Source organism: Paenibacillus sp. FSL W8-0439, from assembly GCF_038008995.1.
Taxonomy (GTDB): domain Bacteria; phylum Bacillota; class Bacilli; order Paenibacillales; family Paenibacillaceae; genus Paenibacillus; species Paenibacillus polymyxa.
Genome location: NZ_JBBPAK010000001.1, coordinates 5,382,618 through 5,403,117, shown reverse-complemented (window position 1 = coordinate 5,403,117; position 20,500 = coordinate 5,382,618). Strand labels below are relative to the sequence as shown.

The following is a 20,500-nucleotide window of genomic DNA, read 5'->3' as shown; positions in this document are numbered from 1 at the left end:
ATTTTCCTTCTCAACCGGGATACGATGGTATATAATCTCCTTAACTTAACACTGTTAACTTATATAACGACGTTAATAAGGGAGATGAAATCATGAACCAATATGATGTTATTGTCATTGGTGCTGGGCTGGGTGGTTTGTCTTGTGCAGCCAGACTTTCTGCGTTGGGTTACCGGACAGCTGTGTTTGAAAGTCATACTTTGGCTGGCGGCTTTGCTACTGAATTCACACGAAAGGGATATACCTTTGATGTCTCCTTGCACGGCGTCGGCGGACTCGAAGAAGGCAGCTTCGGTCGGATGTTAAAGGACTGCCATGTGGATCAGCAAATCGTTCCTCTCCGTAAAAAGCACCCTTACTCCATTCGCTGGGAAGGGCAGATCATTGATATCCCATCTGATGTGCAGGAGTATGTGCAACTCCTCAAAGGCATGTTTCCTGCTGAGGTAGCAGCCATTGACAAGCTATTCGCGGGCATTCGCCGTTTTGAGACAGGCTTTACCGCTTTTTCTTCCCTTACTTCCTGGCGTAAGCTGGCGGGTCTGTTCAAAGCAGGCACCTTCTTCCGCTGGACGAAAATGACCACCTGGGAGGCTGTAAGTCAGTTTGGCTTGTCTGACCGATTCACGGAGTTCTTCACTGCACTCTGGCCCTATTATGGGCTGCCCCCGAAGCGGTTGGCGGCTTTGTACTTTTTTATTCCCTGGATCGGCTATCATCTGGAGGGGACGTACTACATTCAGGGAGGTGCACAGGCCTTGTCCAATGCGCTGGTCGAAGCTATTCAATCAGCTGAAGGAGAAGTCCACCTGCGCAGTCAGGTATCTGAAATTATACTTGAACGCGGTAAAGCAGCTGGTGTACGTCTGAAAAAAGGGGATGTATATAAAGCCAACTGGGTTGTGTCTGGGATCAGTCCCCATCATACCTATGGCCGTCTGCTGGAGAGTCACAATGCCGCCCGTCGCGAGCTGGAGGCTGTAACCAGACTGGAAACTGGCACGTCTCTCACTCAGCTGTACCTAGGGCTATCATGCGAGCCTCATGAGCTTGGGATCAGCGAAGAAGACTTAATCCTGTGTAACGAGCCGGATTCGGAGACGGATTATGAAGTCATGATGAGCGGCGAGTATATGAAAGGCAACTGGATGCTCACAAATTATAACGCCATGGACCCTACACTCAATGAAGCGGGAAAGGGTGTCATCGCTGTTACGTTTTTGGACAGATTGGAGAACTGGCCTAGCGCACGTCCCGAATATAAAGCCAAAAAGAAAGCAGTAACACAGCAGATACTGGAATGTCTTGAACAGCTATATCCTGGTTTTAGCAGCAAGGTCGTGGTGGCAGAGTTGGGCACACCACGCACCATGCAGCGGTATACTGCTAATCCCGGCGGAGCCGTTTATGGTTACGCGCAAACGGTGAGGCAGTCCGGCATACACAGACTGAAGCGCAAATCAGCAGTGGACCGTCTGTCATTAGTAGGGGCCTGGACACAGCCTGGTGGCGGGTTTCAAGGAGCTATGAACTCGGGTATAATGGAAGCTGATCGTATCGCCGCCAAACTGGGGAAGGCAGAAAGGGCAAGTATATCTACTCATGAAACATATCAAACGCCGAGAACGTGAAAGCAGTGAGATCCGCCGCAAAATCATTGAGGCCGCCCGCTCTCTCTTTTTGAACCAAGGGTATGCTGAAGTCTCCATGCGTAAAATTGCGGATCAGATCGAATATTCACCAACGACTATTTATCATTATTTCTCCAATAAGGAAGCGGTTGTTCGTGAACTGCTGTTAGAAGGGAATGCTTTGTTCCTGAAGGCTCTTCAGCAGCGCGTGGATGAAGCACAGGCAGCCGGACTGAACGCTCTGGACACACTGAAAACAGTGTCCGATGCTTATGTCCGTTTTGGCATGGCTAATCCCGAATACTACAACATCCTGTTTATCAGCAACCTTGAATCTGTAAGCTCGGTTACCCTTATAGACAGTGGGAGTTTTAAAGGGTTTGAGTTGCTTGAGGGCGGACTCAAAGCCGCTATGGAGGAAGGCTGCATCATTCAAGGAGATGAGCGCCTGATGGCTAGATCCGTATGGAGTATGCTGCACGGATTGACTTCTTTGCTCCTGAATTTTGAACTTCCTATGGCAAAATCAAATGATGAATTGATTTCATTTACTATAGATACTTTTATTCGGGGAATAAGCCGCTGATGCAGCGGCTCATTTTTTATCCTCACACCCCATACATGCAAGTCTGCATACGTCGATTCCAGTGTTAACGAAGTTCCAAATGTGAAAGCTGCTGAAGCACGGCTTCAATGCGACGTTTATCTTTTTTGAGCACCACGAGCTGTAAAGAAGCATGAAGCAGATTTGAGATGCTAGCCCAAGCGTCTGCTTCTAGAGTGGGCAGAAGATCGCGCTGAATCATGATATCCAGCGCCTCGGTTGCAATTTTCTGATGAAGCTCGCTACCGGATAGCCATTCAATCACCTGCTCATCTGTAGGACGTGAGTAGGCGAAAAGTACTGCCCAGCCATCAACCGGATGATTGACCTTATCCCGCATCCAGTCGATGACCTGGGGGGAATGAAAATGCTGTAACTGCCCGCTAACGGTGTATCCTTCTAATTTGCCATCCTTCGCCCTATGCTGTATCAGATCATTGTAAACTTTTGTAAGCCCTTCCTGCTCGGGCAGGCAGCGGGCGGATAGATAGGCACGTGTCGAGATAAATGCGGCCCTAGCATGTGTGTTATTTGAAGCGGGAGGTCTCCATGCTTGCGCGGTATCCGTGTCCGGCTCCCATAAGGAGCGAACCCAATCAGCAGCCCCAATACCTGCGGTCTCCCCAACGAAAAATGCCCATGTAGCGAATTGGGCCGGGTTACACTGAATGCGCTGCTCCCAGGCAAGAAAAATATCCTTTGGATCATAGGCCTGGAAAGCCTGCAGTACAGCAGGATGATCTACGCCATGCATGGTGGTGTAGTGGATCAGTGTATCCAACGACCGGGCATCCTCCAGTTTCATCGTGCAGAACATATCCAACCAGCGTTGCCACAGCTGCAGCGACGGGCTATTTAGCTGAATACCATGCTCGTCTAACACGTTAGACCAGTCCCACAGCCATAGTCCGTGCAAGGTAAGCATGGTTTCTATATAGGTAGGTAGACTTTCTGCAAGCAGCGTGAACTGGTCCAACTCATGCTCATAACAGAACACTGCTGGCTCTGTTGCGGATGTCGCTCTATCAAGCAGGATCGGATCACCAGCACCGTTATAGTTCAAAATAAGATATCGTTGTTCGTCCGCTGCTGAGTCGGTATCTTCTCCATAGGATGTAAAATAGCCAATATCCTCATAATTCCAGCCAAATTCTCCTGTAATATCGTCAAGGTTAGTCGGTTCTTGTTCAAGGTCATGGCTGCCTTCATATGAATACTCTGGTTCATCGACTACAACACAGTGTTGAGGGAGGCACCATAGCAGATGTAAGCTGCCACACCGCTTTAATAATTCAGACAGGGAGGCAGGCAAAGTGATCTGGAGCCGTTCCTCCAGCTCAGTCAGTTCCTCTTCGGAAATCCCCTTCGTGCATTGGTATGCCACGTCAGGCATTCCACCTTGTCTCAGACGATCAGCGATTTCTCCCAGCTTTTCTAAGGTATATGCAAAATGTACTGTCATTCGTATTCGTCCTCCTCTTATTCTACAACTCGGCAATGCTCTTTTTGCAAGAATGATAGAATTTCATCATGAAGTGCTATCGCCTTGGGTTCATAAATGATCGCCACTTCGCGTCCATATGCATAGTTGAAGCGCACATATCCGCCAAGAAGCTGGAAAAAAGCCATGCAGGTATGCTCGTTTTCGATCCATAGGTTTGTGTCAAAATGCTGTTTAAACCGCTGAGCCAATACTTGTGTAGATGCCGGAGCTATTTCCGGAATTTGATCATTCGGATTGGCTGGATCGTAAGCTTTTGCCGTATCCGGGGGATTAAATAGTAGGAATGTCGCGGTTCTGTCCAGACTGACAGGTTCGAAATAACGGGGGAATGGCTCTGTTTTTCCGAATTCATCCCGTAGTATATGCTCCACCGTATCTGTAAATGGGGTTTGAACATCTAATGGCTTCATAGTAATGACTTCCGAATGTCGCGGTAGCCAAAGCAACCCTTCGATCTGAGGATGCACCGCTAGAAAATCACCATCTATGGAGCTACCGATGACCACGCACTCGCCCAGCTGTTGCGCGGTGATCGGACAGTTATCATCATGCGTCCACAGTTCGTAATCTGCATAGGATTGCAAAAGTTGAGGATCAGGCGGTTCAATCACCAGCAGGCCGCAATAGGTGCCTGGCCCATATTGGGTGAGAAATGAAGCATAGGGAGTTGGTAAAGTTATGCCATGGGTATGTTCGAAATTTGTCATTTCATCGGCAGCCACTGGCGTGTGTCGTGTGGAAACCCAATACATGAAGAATACACCTGCTTTCCGGCACTCTATCTATAGGGATGGAGCCCAAATGTAAATGAGAGATATGCTATAATCAGGAAATAAAATAGTTGAATATTAGTCTATCTCAATTATGTAAGAACTACAATTTGTGAGGGTACGAAAGGGGAACACATCGTATGACATCGGGGGTACAGGCCTACATAGATCCAATTTTTGAAGAGATTGACCAGAGATACGCTTCTGAGCAAAAGCGCATCGCGGAATTCAAGAACAAAAGCGTCCTTCACGAAGGGATTCATGAATACTTAAAAGTTACCTGTAAGAGAGATGGGGTATGGGTGGATACCTACGAACCGTTTGATTGGGATCATCGTAGACCAGACACAAAAATTCCTGGTTTTACGGAGGAAGTGACGCTCCAGCAGGTGCAGGATGAATGGATGCCAGTGTTCAAAGAACGGATAGCGGCTCTGTATAATTCGGAAGAATTTGGTCCTATGTTTTTTCGTTATCGGCTGGAATTTCATTTGGAGGTGGTCTTGGAGAATAAGGCCAGTCATTTTACATTCTCGCTGCTGAACGAAGATAAGCGGCAGCACCTGTTAGCCTCTATTGAACAGTTTGTGGAGCAGAAGCTCAATCCTGCCAGTAGAGCTATGCCAAAGGAAGAGGACGATTTTTTCTTAATAAGGCACTTGCTTGATCCTCATTTGTACCCTGTAGACGCCCAGCGGGTGAATGAACTGCTGAATCGAATGGATGCAAAAGTGCAGGTCAGCCGCAAGCGAGAAGAAGCATGGAGGCATCAGCTGAGCAGAGGCTTAATGCATTGGGCTGAAGATGAATTTTTGGCTAAGTATACAGATCAGGAAAAAAGGTACGGGCTTGATTATACGGTGAGACCCGATATTCTTCCTTCAGATATTCCCGCCCCGGTTATGGAGATGTTCCTGCTGACCGCGATGCGAGTGGGTCTGACCGATGCCGATGCACGGCAGAAGTATTTGGAGATTGCTGCACAACTGGGCTCAGAGCAGGCTGTTCAGTGGCTTAAGAGCGGATCAGGCAGCATTCCAGCGTCATATACAAGCGAGCGTGTCACCTGCCAAGCGAATGATATTTTGCAAACACTAGAGGTTCAGATTCGTTCTGAGGAAGAAGAGAGCTACAGAGAAGCACTCATATATCTATGTGATATATTACGGAAAGGCTTTACTAAGGAATATGGGATGAAGTTTAAAAGCAAAGTGAAAAACTATCTACCCGTACCCAAGTTGGCCAAATCTGCATTACATCGTTTCTTTGCCAATGCACTTGAATACCCTTCGCTGCTTCCGTTGCTGGCGGAATATGCCGAGACCGTGATGGAAGAATTCAAGTGGTACAACGATGTAGAGCCGGGGGAGAAGTCGGCGATGCCAGGAACCTATGCGGTGATGGGATTAGGACTTAAAGGAACGGAGTATTTTTCGCTGGTGAATCGTTATATGAAGCTGGTAGACAGTGAGCATCAGTCGGTACAGGACGGTTACGCTGCTGTATTTGCTGAGGCGCATGGACTGACACCGGATACGATCCCCGTTTGGGCGAGGATTCTTTTGGCAGGTAATGATTCCGCCAAACCACTAAAATCGGCTGGCATTGAAAGTGTGGAGCAGGCACAGGCGTTAGTAGATGTGCTTCTACAACTGGAAGACTACGAACAAGAGATGCTCGTTTATCGTATATGGGGTGGCGCGAAGAAACTAAAAAACAGCCTGAAGCAGGCTGTCCCTGAGGTAAAAGAGTTACTGGAGCCGCTTATTCCATAAAAGCATCGTATTCTTGATCATATCGCAGTCCCTGCGCAATGTGTTGAATATCTGGCTCGCTTCCACTGCGGCGTAGCACTTCAATAACATCCTGTACAGTCGCCATTTCCAGCCAAGATTGCACCTGATGGTCTGGGAAACGGCCTAGATCAGTGCTTCTAGGCTGTCAAAAGTTTGTATACTCATGTTTGGTAATGCTCTCCCTTAGACGCTTGTTTATGCTGTAGCTTTTGTAATATTTTCAAAATGGCCTGGCGATTTTTAGCATCCTTAATGTATTTGGGAATGGAATGGGAAGCCGTACGCATCATACCGGATGAGGGTTTTTCTCGCAACTCGGCAGAGATATAGGAGAGCAGGTAATTCAGGTGTATCCGGTTAAGAGCCCAGACTGGTTTCCCCCGATAGTAATCAAGGAAGTACAGCTGGAGCTGGAAAATAGGATCTTTTCCATTTTGGATCACGTCCGTATGCCATTCACGTGACTGCATACGATGCACCGGAACCTGATTACGTGTCTCGCAATGCGGACAGTGTATATTTGTATTTTTGTGAGTAACCGTTCGGTCATCATGAATTTCGATATTAAAATACCGCTCACAGTGGCTGCATACGCCGCGTGCATAGAATTTATACGATTCTGGCTGCTGAAATGTGTAGTAACAATGAGAGCAACGAACAACGTAATAACAGTCTTCCTTTGATTTGGAAATAGAAGCTTGACTCTGACAGCGAGGGCAGTGGACAGCTACCTGTTCTCCCCTCCAGATCACGGCGGCAAAGTCATATTTATATCCATATTCATCTTTGAAGCGTTTTTGCTCCATGTTCGTTCCTCCTTTTCGGAAAGAGCGTAAAAACGTACTTTTTATATATCATATGTTATAATATTCCTTAACAACAGAATGGCTTAGATGGGCGGTCGGCTAGTCTCCTGTGAAGGAGGTGAGGGTCCTGATTCTTTCCTTCCATAAAAAGAAATAGACCGCCCGTGGTAGGAACCGGTCTATTTCATGTATCGTAAACTTGCAGCCACCGCCCTTAAAAGCGGCTGTTGCCAAAGAGTGAGGATGTTGACGCATCTTCACTCTTTTTTAGAATATACATCTTATTTCCATTTTAACACTTGAAAAAGGCCTTTTCAATGTGCCGAAGCGTGGAAATAGGATTACGTAGTGCAAAGGAGAATGGGTATATGAGCATTTTTACAGGTTTGCAGCGTCCGCAATTCCAGGCCTACTATGATAAGGAATTTCTTATAGAGCATCGTTTTGAAAACGGTCGAGGGTTTCCGCCTTCCTATATAGATTACGTCAAAACTCTCGGCTACGGGCGGTTATTCGGTCTATGGAACATCCATATTCCTCTCGGTGATCACCCGGATTCATGGCTCCATCGTTATTATGACTGGCGTGCCTGGTTTGATGATGTACTGGAATCGGAAGAGATTTTACAAGAAGCGGCGCTGGAGCCAGATGGTTTCCCGGAACTATTGGAGCATGCAGTTCCCTTCGCTTCCAGTGAAGGAAATGACCTGCTGGTCTGGGATGTTCAATCGCCTGATGAACGGGGGGAATTCCTAATTTATGCTTTGAATCTGCGCACATGGGGCAACTTTCGGTATGCAGCCCCTGATTTGTATAGCTTCGTCGAAGCGCTGCTGGATGGGGAGCGTGTAAAGTCGATTTTGGGAACACATCGTACACCATTCCCTTATACATTTGAACCCTTTTAGATCGTTAAAGAACCACCCTAGTTTTCGAAGTCTAAGGTGGCTCTTTGCGTTGCTATTCTTCTAGCTTTTATGTTTGGGCTAAATATTGCTGTACTAGCTCATATCCAGCCACGCCCATTACAGTATATTGATTATATTCTTCCAGTTCCAGATTGCGTATATATTCATCCCCGCAATACAGATGGCCCGCACAATTAAAATACTTTAGCTGCTGTTGCTCCTCGGATAGAGGGCGATGATCGATAATGGGCCATACTCCCTTCGTCAGATTTTGGGTAGCGGTGAATATAACCTCAAATCGACCCCGGTAATGTGTGAAGGAGAGATAGGTGGTTTCATCCTCGTACGTTTGATTCTGACCTATGGATAGCACCCCAAAGGAGAACGCCTTTTTGAATCGACCATACAGCGCGCAGATCACCTGACATACCGCAAAGCGGCCGTCATGCATGGGGATAACAAAAATATCGCCTTCCTGATGTTTGATTCTTTTGAATATCATCGTCAGGCCAGCTCTTCCTGAATGATCTCTGTTTTTAGACCTTTAGCGCTGGTAATCGTAATACTGATCGCATCAAAGCCATTTCGCTTTACCTCTTCAAAATCACATCGTTCGCCGCTGATCAACTCCAGCTGCCCGTTCTCATCCACATCATCTGCAAACTCGTCATCCCAATCAACATTATAAAAAGCAGTCACGGTCACCTCAAAGGTATCTTCACCATCATCGTCCAGATAAGGTAGCAGGGGAGTGCGATTGTTTTGCTGTTCTTCCGTATATACTTCACACAGCAGTGCATCGTAACCATGGCGGGTTCCATCAAAAATCACGATCTGCTCACCTGTGACTGCATCTTCTGCAATAATGAGCTGGGGTGCAAACTCCGTTACAGCGATCAGCTCGTCCATGAACTCTCCATAATAAAAAATGTGGAATTTCGTATTTCCGGCCTGTGAACGGAGCTTACCTGTCCATTCCTGCTCGACCCATACCTCCGGGTTTTCGGGCACAACCCAACCATCCAAATAAGCGGGTCCTAATTTAACATGATGTGTTTCTGTCATCCGTAGCGCCTTCCTTTCTTTTCGTTCATTATGACATGGACAGGGTCACGATTTTGTTGTCCTCGTCAACATCTACCTTCACGTTCACTCCCAGCTTGTCCTTAAACAGCTTACTGATATTGATATAGTTATCCTTTACCGCACGGCTTGAATTACCAGTGGTGCGAGTCATCCCAGCGGTGATGATGGAGCGAACATAGGTTTTGTCGAGCTTGGCTTCAGGATTGTAAGTATAAATAACCTGCTCTTGTTGATTGTAATAATGGGTTAACTCCGAATAGTCGTTGGCGTTCTCATACTGTTTTTCCTCACGCACATAATCGGGATGGTCCATGGTGTAGTGGATTCCCCCGTCCAGAAAAGGATTATCCTTGGAGGGTCTGAGTTCATATTGTCCATATGCGAGTTGAAACAGGTATTCTATGCCTGAGCCCTCTGCTTGATAATAGAGCTGACGATGGTCCCCTTTTTTATCGATCGCGGTATAGCTGCTGATTAAAGGCCAGGCATCATACTTTTTACCCTTTACCTCAACGGCAACCTTATAATGTACGAGCACCTTTTCATTTTGGAATAACCCAAAGCTGCTCATAATGAAATACGCAGGCACACATATAATTCCGATAATCAATATGAATATAAATATTCTTACACGCATGAGTAGAGTAATTCTCCTTTAGTTGTCGGTTATGTGGACAGCTCTCGTTGGGCAGATGCGCCGAATTCCTCATGTTGCAATAATTGCTTCAGCGCATGTAGTGCAAAAGGGTTGGCTTTATGTGCGCGGAGCAGTGCAAAAGCGGCCCCCTTGACTAAGATATATGTATCACTGCAGATTATGTCCAAAGCTAAACATAGCTCTGCTTCTGAACAAGGCATCCATGCCAAAGTTTGTAAAGCTGCGTTTCGCACATCATCATCTTCATCAGGTTTGGACAGCAGCTCGCGAATTCCTCGCATGATCATCGGCTGCTGGCTCTGATCTGCATATAGTCCGATGACCTTCAGCGCTTCTATACGAAGCAGATCTTCCTCGGATGATTGCTGCGCAAGCTGCAAAAGTAATGCGGTGGTGTCCTCCACAGGCTGGGGGATCGCTGTTAATTCGCGTAGTGATACCAATCGATCTTCATACGATAGTGTAGGGAAAATAGATAAAAATGTCTTTCCCTCATCATCGGTTTGTATGGACATATACCCTCCTTATTTCTTAGCCAGATTACTTTTGGCATTGTGTATTACCTACTCTTATGTCTATAGTTCGATAAAGCCTCTTCCGTTCCGCCCCCCTCCAGCAGCACCATAATCGCATAGGAGATTGTATCAATCCAATCGTCAAGGGTACTAATCTGCTCTGCGGTCAGCAGGTGATTCCGTTGCAGCATACTATCAGGATACAACGCCCATGCCCGTGTATATTGGCAAATTCCCCACAGAGCGGATATAAGCTCCCGTTCTACGGACGGTTTCTCCAACTCATCTGCCAGAACTTCAATGATAGTCATGAGCTCATGGAAGTTGTCCTCGATCAGTTCGCCTTGAAAGGGACGAAGCATCCCTAGAAATCCGCTTTGCATTTTGGGATGCTCCAGATCATCATGAATAAACGAATGACAGCGCAACAGCTCACGGGCTTCCTGTTTATTCATGAAGTTCCGTAATCTCTGCACGGATACCTCTGCACAGAAAGCTACCTGACAGTCCCGACAAGGCATCGATATCAACGACCATGTCTGCTTCTTCATAGCGGAAATCAAGCTGCAAGATAATATTTTCTGTTTCTACAGGGGTTAATACATGCTCTTTGGTTTCCAGAAATGTAAACGTCACTGCATAGCGTGGAATGTCTTTCGCTGAAGCTTCAAGGATCACAGGTGCCTCAGCCGAAGGTTCCAGATCCGGTGATTTAGGAACCAGCACACTAGTGGGGGATAGCTCAATCGTCAGTGTAATCTGGTCTTTCGTCATATTGGCAGCCGTGACTCGGTCATAGTGAAAAGGTGGAAAATAGCCGAGCTTTTCTACAATGCTGTCCGCACCTTGAATAGAAACGGTTGGAGAGAAAGCCAGTTCCAGTCCGATGGCCCCTGTCAGTTGGTCTTCATATTCTGGATTGATACGGATAAGGACTTGTTCCGATTCTACTTTCAAAATCGTACCTATAAAATACTGTTTGCCATGGATCAGGACAACATCATGCGGAACGAACGGCAGTGCTCCTCCGGCTTGATAATGAATGAGATATTCGTTTTCTTTTTTTTCAATATTGTGAACTTGAATTTGCATAAATTGCAGCCTCCTAGGGTTAATGGGATGACGGATAGTTTAAGTGTGACGTAAAGGGTACGGAGTCCACGATTGAAAAACATACTTCATATCCGGGGTATCCTTTTCGAGCATAAATGGGAGAATATCCATAATAGCTCTTGCTTTACTGCCAGCATAAAAGTTGCGGGAGCTATGTAACAGTTTGTTTGCCTTTATTAACTGGCTGAGCTGCAGCATAACGTCTTCCACGCTTGTTCGGTCAATACGTTCATAAACGTCCTGACGAATCGAAACAAGCATCCCGCAATTGTTGGAAGATTGACCCATATGGTCATTGGACAAAAGAATGTACACTTCCGGCGTCGTCCCTTTGTTATAGGACGATTTGATGCTAGGAGCCTCTATAACCAGCATCAAAGGAGTCATTTCATCATCGGTTACAATGCGGAGCAGCTCCTGCTTGTCCCAGCGGATCTTGCCGTGTTTGGCTTTCTTCGATTGATAGACAGACACACGGGTGTTACGGATTCCTGATATATTCAAGAGCGCTTCAAAACAATCGAACAAGTTAGTAAAGCACTCTTCGGCAAACAAAGTGTGCTTCTCCGACAAGGAACCTGTCATTATGAAATTATAATGTAGGTTGTTAACCACAAGCATCCACCCTTTATTCATGAATTACCAATTATCCTACCATAATATATGACATGGTGATTGAATTCACCTTTTGCGGGATTCGTTAAAATCGTTTGGAAACCAGTTCAACTTCGCGTATACTAGGAAAGTCATATATGGAACGGCCTGAGCCGCCTTGCGGCCGTATGTTGAGTTACATGAACAGATTCAACGATAACGGATATGCTCCCTTCCTGAAAAGGGGAGAATGAGAACCGATACAAAAATGGGAATTCTGAACTATGGAACGATAGATGTCATATGGCACATGAACCTATTTTACGTGACACATATTGAATACAGATAAGGGAAGTGAATACAACTTGAAGAATTTTACAGCATTAGGCGTGGAGCAACATTGGGTAGAAGCCTTGAAAGAGCAAGGCATCTCAGCGCCAACACCTGTACAACAGGAGTCCATTCCACTGTTGATGGAAGGTCAGGATGTGATTGCCGAGGCACATACGGGCACGGGGAAGACGCTTGCGTTTTTACTGCCGATTCTACAAAAGCTGAATTTGGACAAGCGGCATCCGCAGGCGCTCGTGATTGCACCTACGCGTGAATTGGCGCTCCAGATTACAGAGGAAGCAAAATGCTTGGCTGCTGCGGAACCGAGTTTATCTCTGCTAGCTGTTTACGGAGGACAGGACGTGGAGCGTCAGCTTCGTAAACTAAAAGGTGGCGCACAACTGATTATTGGTACACCTGGGAGACTATTGGATCACCTGAGACGTGGCACGCTTGATTTAGGCGGCATTAAAATGCTGGTCCTGGATGAGGCTGACCAAATGTTACACATGGGCTTCTTGAACGATGTGGAAACGATTCTTCAGGAGGTTCCTTACCGGAGACAAACCATGCTGTTTTCCGCTACGATGCCAGCTGGTATTCGCAAGCTGGCTCGTGTCTATATGAACGAACCCGTTGATGTCAAAGTGAAATCGGCTTCTTCCGTTCCCGTGAGCCAAATCCGTCAGGTCGTTGTGCAAACAACAGACCGTGGTAAGCAACAGGCATTGGTAGATATGCTGAATACGGATCGTCCGTATCTGGCTGTTATTTTCTGCCGTACCAAGCGCCGGGCTTCCAAACTGAATGAAGAACTCCAGGAGATGGGATTCGAGAGCGGTGAGCTGCACGGGGACTTGTCCCAGAACAAGCGGGAGCAAGTGATGAAGGCGTTCCGTGAAGCGAAACTTCAATTGCTCGTAGCGACAGATGTAGCCGCACGCGGCCTCGATGTAGAAGGCGTCACGCATGTCTTCAACTATGACATGCCGCAGGATGCCGAAAGCTACATCCACCGCATCGGACGTACCGGTCGTGCCGGAGGCAAAGGCGTTGCGGTGACGCTCGCCACGCCAAGGGATGTTCCTGAGCTTCGGAACATCCAAAGAGTCGCTGGTGTCACATTCACCAGCAGTGAGGGCGGCGGGCAGCGTAGATCTGCTCCCGATACGGCTGAGCGGCAGGGTAGAAATGACCGCTCAGGCAGAAACGACCGCCGTTCCTTTGGCGGCAACGATGCTGGCGGCGGACGCCGCAGCGGCCGCGAACAGGCGGGGCGTCGTGACGGTGCAAGCGGCGAGCGTCGCTCCAACCGCAGTAGCAGTGAACGTGGCGGATATGACCGCAGTAGCGGCCGTTCTGTACGCGAAGGTCAAGGCCGCTCGGCAGGCCAAAGCAGCGGACGTGGCGGATATGACCGCAGCAGCGGCGGATCTGCACGCGGAGGTCAAGGCCGCTCCGCAGAGCAAAGCAGCGGACGTGGCGGATATGACCGCAGCAGCGGCGGTTCTGCACGCGGAGGTCAAGGTCGTTCGGCAGGCCAAAGCAGCGGACGTAGCGGATATGACCGTAGCAGCGGCGGTTCCGCACGCGGAGGCCAAGGTGGACGCGGTGGACAAGCCAAAGGCGGTCCGCGTGGTGGTCAAGGTCAAGGAGGCCGACGCGGTCGGTCCAGGTAGATAAAATGGGGGTATTCTCATAGAATGCTCCACTATGGTTATCATAATAGCCCCGGGGAGGCTCATCTTCCGGGGCTATTGTAATCTTCATATATGCCGCTGTAAGAACAGCATCATAAGATAAAGAGCAACCAAAGATGCCCTGAGATAACCGAATAGCGGTCAGGACATTTTTTAAAAGATAATTTGGAGGGGTTATACATCATGCAGGAACAGGATATGGGCAAGCGTGCCATGGTCTCAGCATGGATCAGCCTGATCAGCAACATCCTCTTAACCGGCATCAAAATAATCGCAGGACTCATGTTCAACAGTAAGGTGCTGGTGGCCGATGGTGTGCATAACGCCGGGGACGTCATTGCTTCTGCAACGGCACTGGGAGCGATGAGAATATCCAGCCAGCCGCCGGATGAGGATCATCCTTATGGTCATGGCAAGGCAGAAGTAATTGGTGCTAGTGTGGTGGCGGTCATACTGTTCGGGGCAGGCATATTTATCGGCTATCATTCCATTGCCGCACTGTTCGAACCGATGCCACAGGAGCATATACTGGCATTGGTGGCCGCCATTATTTCCTTGCTCTGGAAACAGTGGCTGTATATCTACACGATTCGTATTGGCAGAGCGGCCAATAGTCAGGGTCTCATTGCGACGGCAAAAGATCACCTGGCTGATGTGTATGCCTCGGGAGCGGCTGTCTTGGGGATCGGATTAGGACTGATCGGGGAACATTGGGATATTCCGATTTTATCTTACGGCGACCCCATTGCGGGGTTCGTAGTGGCGTTGCTGGTTCTGAAATTGGCGTGGGAAATGGGTCGCGAATCCATAGATGTGCTCATGGAGAAGGCCATTGCAACCGAGGAAATCGAAAGCTACGCAGCAGCGGCACTGAGTGTAGTCGAGGTTCAGCGTATTGATCGTATTCGTGCCCGTGAGCATGGCCATTATATTATCGTTGATATCCGAGCTTCAGTGGATGCCTCTTTGACGATTCAGCAGGGACACGATATTATCCGACTGATCAAGAGGGCCGTCATGAAGCAGGAGCCGCGGGTTTATGAGGTGCTTGTCCATTTGAATCCGTGGTATGCAGACGACCTCCATGCTGTAAAATCAACACAAAAAGACCCTGAAGAAAAGGTATAACCGATACGAATAACGCCCCTAGAACATACGACGCGAATTGACAGATAACTTGCCGGAAGGGTATGCTTTTAAAAGCCGAACGATGATGAATAAAAGCGAGGTTACCCGAAAATATGCGAAAATTTTTAAAATGGCTAGGTATTTCTGTGACTGCTGCAGTCCTTTTAGTGGGCGGATATTATGCTTATTCTATATATCATTTTACGAACCAAATTTCGGTTGCTTCCGGACAGGATTCGAAATTTAAACCGCAAACCCAAACTTCAACCAATGTACAACCTGTAGAGGTATCACTCCCACCGGAATGGGATGGAACAGAAAGAGTAAATATTCTGCTGCTTGGCGGAGATTCCCGTGGAGAAGATTCAGGGCGTTCTGACTCGGTTATGGTTGCTTCTGTTGATCCGGTTACGAAAAAGGCCACACTTATGTCGATTCTTCGTGATACGTATGTCAAGATCCCGGGTCATGGGCAAAGTCGATTGAATGCTGCCTTTTCCTACGGTGGGCCGGATTTGACCAGACAGACTGTGAGCGACCTTCTGGGCATACCGATTCAATATTATGTATATACTGATTTTAATGGTTTCATTGCACTGGTTGACTCTGTAGGTGGTATTGACCTGGATGTCGAAAAAGATATGCATTACACGTCCAAGGCAGACAAACACCAGTTTGATATTGACTTGAAAAAGGGAATGCAGCACATGGACGGTAAAACAGCCTTGCAATATGTACGTTTCCGTCATGATGCGACTTCGGATTTTACACGTACGGAGCGACAGCGCAAATTCATTACCGAACTGGGCAGTAAAATACAATCGACCTCGTCGCTCATTAAACTGCCAAGTATTTTAAATAGCATTTCTCCTTATATTGAAACGAATCTGAGTACAACGGAAATGCTGCAGTTGGCTTCATTGGGTTTTAATATCGATGCTAAAACAGTAGCGAAGCAGCAAATCCCGCCAAATGAACTGGTGCGCGGGGAAACCATCAAGGGTGCACAGGTGTTGGGTGTGGATGAGCGGAAGCTCAAGCGGTTCATACAGAATCTTTTTGATCAAGAAAACAAACCTGTGACTACGACGGTGGAGGCTGCCACCACGACAAATGATACTCCATAACCATTCAAAGCAAGCGAAGTTCGTACAATAACGTACAACTTTGTTTGCTTTTGTGTTTATTTGGGTATAACCTTGTATATTTTGTTCCAAAAATATATCGTAATTATGAAGAACGTATACTCATCTGTCTAAAGAGAAGGGGAATGTCATGTGGAAATAACTCCGGCATGGAAAGACCGGTTTAAGAAGTTTTTTCTGAACAACAAGTTTGTGTTATTCCTGTTGGTACTGCTGCTGATCGGCTTGAATATCTTAGTGCTTACCAAAATTTCATACATATTTACCCCTGTCATCGTGCTGCTGAAAACGATTATTCTCCCTGTCATTTTGTCCGGTGTATTGTACTATCTACTCAATCCGTTGGTAGATGTACTGGAGCGGAATAAGGTAAAGCGAGTATACTCCATTGTTGTTCTGTTTTTGCTCATTATAGGGATTATCGCTATTGTGGTTACGTCGGTGGTACCTGTGATCCGTGATCAGATACAGGGCCTTATCCAAAATGTCCCTGCCTATACCGAGCAAGTCAAACAACAGTTTGAGCGACTGATTGGCAGTAACTTTGTGAACCAGTTCCAGAACACCATTCAAATAGATCCATCTGAACTGGCCTCCAAAGCTTCTGAAAAGTTATCTGGCTTTATCAATAATGCATGGACGGGTGTGGGAAGCTTTTTGGGTGTGATTACGGAAACTGTGCTTGCGATCGCTACGGTTCCGTTCATTCTGTTCTATTTGCTGAAAGATGGACACAAGCTGCCGCAGTGGATTCTAAAAATGCTTCCACCTATGTTTCGTAAAGAGACAGATCGTATCATGACCGAAATGAATCATCAGGTCAGCTCGTACATTCGTGGACAAATTATTGTTAGCTTCTGTATTGGAGTGCTGCTATATATAGGTTATCTGATTATTGGATTGGACTACTCTTTGACGCTTGCGGTCATTGCGTCTTTTACGAGCGTGGTTCCCTACTTAGGTCCTGTAATTGCCATTACACCCGCGTTAATCGTAGCTATAGTTACCTCACCGATCATGCTGCTCAAAATGGTTATCGTATGGACAGTTGTCCAGCTTATTGAGGGTAAATTTATTTCACCACAAATTATGGGCAAATCGCTTCGAGTACATCCGATTACGATTATCTTTGTTATTTTGACAGCAGGCAATTTGTTTGGTGTGGTAGGGATTGTACTGGCTGTTCCAGGTTATGCCGTCTTGAAGGTCATCGTGACCCATCTGTTTAGTTTTTTTCAAAAGCGTTCACATCTTTATGAAGCAGATAAAGTAAAGTAAAAAGCAGTCTCTATGAAAAGTAAACATGACTAATGGGCGCGTTAAATCTACTATTTTGCCCCTCTTGGTTAACTGTGGCTTTACGTGCTATACTTAATGCTTATTCTTATTCCAAAATAGAAAGGTCAGACTTTTTATGATAAAACTCAGCATTCTTGACCAATCTCCGGTATCGGAAGGCATGACGCATGCACAAGCATTACAAAAGACTGCTGAGCTTGCTATAGAGGCGGAACGCTTGGGTTATCATCGCTTTTGGGTATCCGAGCATCATGCTGCCTCTAATCTTGCAGGGTCCAGCCCCGAGGTATTGATTTCACACCTGGCTGCTCGTACCCAGACGATTCGGGTAGGGTCGGGCGGTGTGATGCTGCCCCATTACAGCGCTTATAAAGTAGCGGAAAACTTCCGGGTACTGGAGGGATTGTATCCGGGGCGCATTGATCTGGGTCTGGGGCGAGCGCCCGGAGGAATGCCGATTGCTACCAGAGCTTTGCAGGAGGGGAAAATGCGGGGCGGCATTGATCTGTACCCCGAGCAGCTGGATGATCTGCTAGCCTACTTGCACGATAGCACAGGCAGCCAGCATCGCTTCGGTTCGCTACAGGCGATGCCGCTCGTAGAGACTGTGCCGGAAATATGGCTGCTTGGCTCCAGCGGTGATAGCGCGGGTCTGGCCGCCGAGCGTGGCGTAGGCTTTGCGTTCGCGCAGTTTATTAATGGTGAAGGCGGCACAGGTGCTATGAAGGGATATCAGGAAAACTTCCAGCCTTCCCAGCATAGTGACCAACCGCGTTCGCTTGTCTCCGTATTTGCGATCTGTGCGGATACTGATGAGGAGGCCAATCGTTTGGCATCCAGCATGGACTTGTCCCTGGTGCTTTTGGAACAGGGAACGCGTTCTGCAGGAACACCTTCCGTCGAAAAGGCGCTTGCGTATCCGTATACGCCATATGACCGGATGCGCATTCGTGAGAATCGCAAGCGTATGGTGGTTGGTTCACCCGCACAGGTCAAGCGTCAGCTTGAGCAATTATCCAAGGACTATAATGCGCAGGAGATCATGGTTGCGAGCATTATTCACGACTTCGATGCCAAAATGAAATCTATACGTCTCATGGCTGAAGCATTTGGACTGTCCTCTGTACAGGCTTAATGCGAATGGCCAGAATCAGAAGATCACAGCTTGAGGGCTGTGATCTTTTTTTGTGAGTTAACACTTGATAATGATTATCAATATCTTTATTATATAAAGATAGAATGAAGTTTTGATGAATGTCGTGCGTTAAGCCCGTGATTATATATATTGGATTAGGGAAAGGGATGATTCCAAATGTTTCGTCTGAAAACGGCAAATCTGGATATTGCTTATGAAGATCGATTGATAGTAGAAGATCTGAACGTAGAAATACCGCAAGGGAAAATTACAGCGTTGGTGGGTGCAAATGGCTCCGGTAAGTCGACCATTCTGAAAACGATGGCTCGCATCATGAATCCTAAAGGCGGTAGCGTTCTGTTGGATGGTAAATCTATTCATAAGCAATCCACCCGGGAGGTAGCCAAGCAGTTGGCTATTTTGCCGCAGAATCCGACGGCACCGGAAGGATTGACCGTGACGGAACTGGTATCATACGGACGTTTTCCCTATCAAAAAGGTTTTGGTTCCATGAAAGCGGACGATCGCAAAATGGTAGAGTGGGCCATCCAAGTAACAGGAATGAGCGAATTTCACGATCGTCCGATTGATCAGCTTTCTGGGGGGCAGCGTCAACGTGCCTGGATTGCTATGGCGCTTGCACAAGATACGGATATACTGTTTTTGGATGAGCCGACTACATTTTTGGATATGGCGCATCAGCTGGAAGTGCTGCATCTGCTAGAGTATCTGAATACTTCGGCAGAACGCACCATTGTTATGGTCGTGCACGACTTGAACCACGCAGCCCGCTATGCTCAGCATATGATTGCGATCAAAAAAGGGAAAGCGAAGGCGGTAGGAGCCCCGACGGAGGTTATGACCCCAGATGTGCTGCGTGAGGTATTCGGAATTGAGGCGGATATTGTTACTGATCCTCGTACGGGGGTACCACTCTGTCTTCCGTATGCTTTGGCTGGTCAGCCTGCGGTAAGCCAAGCAGTAAAGGGAATGAATGTAGAAGAGAAACAAACGGTGGGTTCTGTTGCTGAGCGGCGTGATGCTAGACCACAAGTAGCAGCAAGAGGTTAGAGGGTGCGCCAAGTGGCAGCATCACGGTAAGGGTTTGTGAATATTGGCATGTCCGTCACGTTTTGGGTAAAATAGGTTGAGAACCTAAACCAAGCGACACGAAGGAGGATGCTATATGTCTGTCTATTCATATAATGCCGTAACACCAGCCAATCAGGAGGTTTCTCTGGAAACTTACACAGGTAAAGTGCTGGTTATTGCGAATACCGCTAGTAAGTGCGGACTTACCCCGCAATATGGGGATTTGCAAAAGCTTTATGACGAATATAAGGATCGGGGACTCGTTGTTTTAGGCTTCCCTTGCAACCAGTTTGGCGGTCAGGAGCCGGGCAGCAGCGAGGAAGCGGCTGAATTTTGCCAATTGAATTACGGGGTTAATTTCCCGGTATTCGCTAAAGTGGATGTGAACGGACCAGATACAGCCCCTCTGTTTGAATATCTGAAGAAGCAACAGCCTGGAGAACAGGAAGATGGTACAATTCAGTGGAATTTTACAAAATTCATTGTGAATCGTGAAGGTGTGCCTGTGGGACGCTTTGAGCCCAAGGAGTCACCAGAAGCGATGAAAACTGCCATTGAGCAGTTATTATAATAGCTTCGTGTAATTCCAAAGTATATGTGTAAACAAGGTCTGATTTCCGCTTGTCTTAGGGGAAACGGACCTTTTTTTATTCCCTACATACGCATTTGCCTAAAGATTGACG

The 20,500-nt window shown here is 47.2% G+C and carries 21 protein-coding genes; 11 read left to right on the top strand and 10 right to left on the bottom strand.

Going from position 1 to position 20,500, the window contains the following annotated elements:
- The first annotated feature begins 92 nt into the window (after window positions 1-92).
- Together MKX36_RS23250 and MKX36_RS23245 are read left to right on the top strand one after the other, a co-directional pair.
- On the top strand, window positions 93-1,631 hold the full coding sequence (locus MKX36_RS23250) for a phytoene desaturase family protein (protein ID WP_340865813.1): 1,539 nt from the start codon (window positions 93-95) through the stop codon (window positions 1,629-1,631).
- Window positions 1,603-2,217: a TetR/AcrR family transcriptional regulator gene (locus MKX36_RS23245; RefSeq protein ID WP_016822822.1), complete on the top strand. Its 615-nt coding sequence runs from the start codon at window positions 1,603-1,605 to the stop codon at window positions 2,215-2,217. Before MKX36_RS23250 ends, MKX36_RS23245 begins: the two co-directional genes overlap by 29 nt.
- 64 nt (window positions 2,218-2,281) lie before the next feature.
- On the opposite strand, the gene MKX36_RS23240 is transcribed toward MKX36_RS23245, so the two are convergent.
- Together MKX36_RS23240 and MKX36_RS23235 are read right to left on the bottom strand one after the other, a co-directional pair.
- The gene (locus MKX36_RS23240) at window positions 2,282-3,697 is read right to left on the bottom strand and encodes an SMI1/KNR4 family protein (RefSeq protein ID WP_340865812.1); all 1,416 of its coding nucleotides are present in this window, start codon (window positions 3,695-3,697) and stop codon (window positions 2,282-2,284) included.
- Window positions 3,698-3,714: 17 nt separating this feature from the next.
- Window positions 3,715-4,491, bottom strand: coding sequence for an SMI1/KNR4 family protein (locus MKX36_RS23235; protein ID WP_340865810.1), 777 nt, complete (start codon window positions 4,489-4,491; stop codon window positions 3,715-3,717).
- Between the two features lie 158 nt (window positions 4,492-4,649).
- Between MKX36_RS23235 and MKX36_RS23230 the strand changes: the two genes are divergently transcribed.
- Window positions 4,650-6,284: a DUF6138 family protein gene (locus MKX36_RS23230; RefSeq protein WP_290409779.1), complete on the top strand. Its 1,635-nt coding sequence runs from the start codon at window positions 4,650-4,652 to the stop codon at window positions 6,282-6,284.
- 182 nt (window positions 6,285-6,466) lie between these two features.
- Here the strand turns inward: MKX36_RS23230 and MKX36_RS23225 are convergent, their stop codons facing one another.
- Window positions 6,467-7,111: a hypothetical protein gene (locus MKX36_RS23225; protein WP_242210354.1), complete on the bottom strand. Its 645-nt coding sequence runs from the start codon at window positions 7,109-7,111 to the stop codon at window positions 6,467-6,469.
- A 368-nt stretch (window positions 7,112-7,479) separates the two neighbouring features.
- Between MKX36_RS23225 and MKX36_RS23220 the strand changes: the two genes are divergently transcribed.
- A complete protein-coding gene (locus MKX36_RS23220; protein ID WP_340865809.1) occupies window positions 7,480-8,019 on the top strand; it encodes an SMI1/KNR4 family protein in 540 nt (179 codons plus the stop codon).
- A gap of 67 nt (window positions 8,020-8,086) precedes the next feature.
- Here MKX36_RS23220 and MKX36_RS23215 read toward each other — a convergent pair whose 3' ends face one another.
- From MKX36_RS23215 to MKX36_RS23185, 7 genes are read right to left on the bottom strand one after another with little or no spacing between them, the layout of a single operon-like run.
- Window positions 8,087-8,521, bottom strand: coding sequence for an immunity 26/phosphotriesterase HocA family protein (locus MKX36_RS23215; RefSeq protein ID WP_016822829.1), 435 nt, complete (start codon window positions 8,519-8,521; stop codon window positions 8,087-8,089).
- A gap of 2 nt (window positions 8,522-8,523) precedes the next feature.
- Window positions 8,524-9,084 (bottom strand): hypothetical protein, encoded by a 561-nt coding sequence (locus tag MKX36_RS23210; protein WP_340865808.1) that lies wholly within the window; start codon window positions 9,082-9,084, stop codon window positions 8,524-8,526.
- 28 nt (window positions 9,085-9,112) lie between these two features.
- Window positions 9,113-9,742 carry a hypothetical protein gene (locus MKX36_RS23205; RefSeq protein ID WP_242210356.1) on the bottom strand — a complete coding sequence of 210 codons (630 nt, stop codon included), beginning with the start codon at window positions 9,740-9,742 and terminating at the stop codon, window positions 9,113-9,115.
- Between the two features lie 29 nt (window positions 9,743-9,771).
- Window positions 9,772-10,278 (bottom strand): HEAT repeat domain-containing protein, encoded by a 507-nt coding sequence (locus tag MKX36_RS23200; RefSeq protein ID WP_340865807.1) that lies wholly within the window; start codon window positions 10,276-10,278, stop codon window positions 9,772-9,774.
- A gap of 44 nt (window positions 10,279-10,322) precedes the next feature.
- On the bottom strand, window positions 10,323-10,733 hold the full coding sequence (locus MKX36_RS23195; protein WP_016822833.1) for a hypothetical protein: 411 nt from the start codon (window positions 10,731-10,733) through the stop codon (window positions 10,323-10,325).
- Window positions 10,726-11,370, bottom strand: a complete 645-nt coding sequence (locus tag MKX36_RS23190; RefSeq protein ID WP_340865806.1) for an immunity 50 family protein — start codon at window positions 11,368-11,370, stop codon at window positions 10,726-10,728. Before MKX36_RS23190 ends, MKX36_RS23195 begins: the two co-directional genes overlap by 8 nt.
- Before the next feature lie 39 nt (window positions 11,371-11,409).
- Window positions 11,410-12,027, bottom strand: a complete 618-nt coding sequence (locus MKX36_RS23185; RefSeq protein ID WP_017427161.1) for a hypothetical protein — start codon at window positions 12,025-12,027, stop codon at window positions 11,410-11,412.
- A gap of 323 nt (window positions 12,028-12,350) precedes the next feature.
- On the opposite strand from MKX36_RS23185, the gene MKX36_RS23180 reads away from it, so the two are divergent.
- From MKX36_RS23180 to MKX36_RS23150, 7 genes are all read left to right on the top strand, one after another.
- Window positions 12,351-13,997, top strand: a complete 1,647-nt coding sequence (locus tag MKX36_RS23180; protein ID WP_340865804.1) for a DEAD/DEAH box helicase — start codon at window positions 12,351-12,353, stop codon at window positions 13,995-13,997.
- 204 nt (window positions 13,998-14,201) lie between these two features.
- Entirely contained in the window at window positions 14,202-15,146 is a 945-nt protein-coding gene (locus MKX36_RS23175; protein ID WP_025366036.1) for a cation diffusion facilitator family transporter, read from the top strand.
- Between the two features lie 113 nt (window positions 15,147-15,259).
- Window positions 15,260-16,273: an LCP family protein gene (locus MKX36_RS23170; RefSeq protein WP_016822838.1), complete on the top strand. Its 1,014-nt coding sequence runs from the start codon at window positions 15,260-15,262 to the stop codon at window positions 16,271-16,273.
- Window positions 16,274-16,423: 150 nt separating this feature from the next.
- Window positions 16,424-17,569, top strand: a complete 1,146-nt coding sequence (locus tag MKX36_RS23165; protein ID WP_016822839.1) for an AI-2E family transporter — start codon at window positions 16,424-16,426, stop codon at window positions 17,567-17,569.
- A 136-nt stretch (window positions 17,570-17,705) separates the two neighbouring features.
- Window positions 17,706-18,725 (top strand): LLM class flavin-dependent oxidoreductase, encoded by a 1,020-nt coding sequence (locus MKX36_RS23160; RefSeq protein WP_340865801.1) that lies wholly within the window; start codon window positions 17,706-17,708, stop codon window positions 18,723-18,725.
- 177 nt (window positions 18,726-18,902) lie between these two features.
- Window positions 18,903-19,796, top strand: a complete 894-nt coding sequence (locus MKX36_RS23155) for an ABC transporter ATP-binding protein (RefSeq protein WP_016822843.1) — start codon at window positions 18,903-18,905, stop codon at window positions 19,794-19,796.
- 115 nt (window positions 19,797-19,911) lie between these two features.
- On the top strand, window positions 19,912-20,388 hold the full coding sequence (locus MKX36_RS23150) for a glutathione peroxidase (protein ID WP_016822844.1): 477 nt from the start codon (window positions 19,912-19,914) through the stop codon (window positions 20,386-20,388).
- Window positions 20,389-20,500 lie beyond the last annotated feature (112 nt).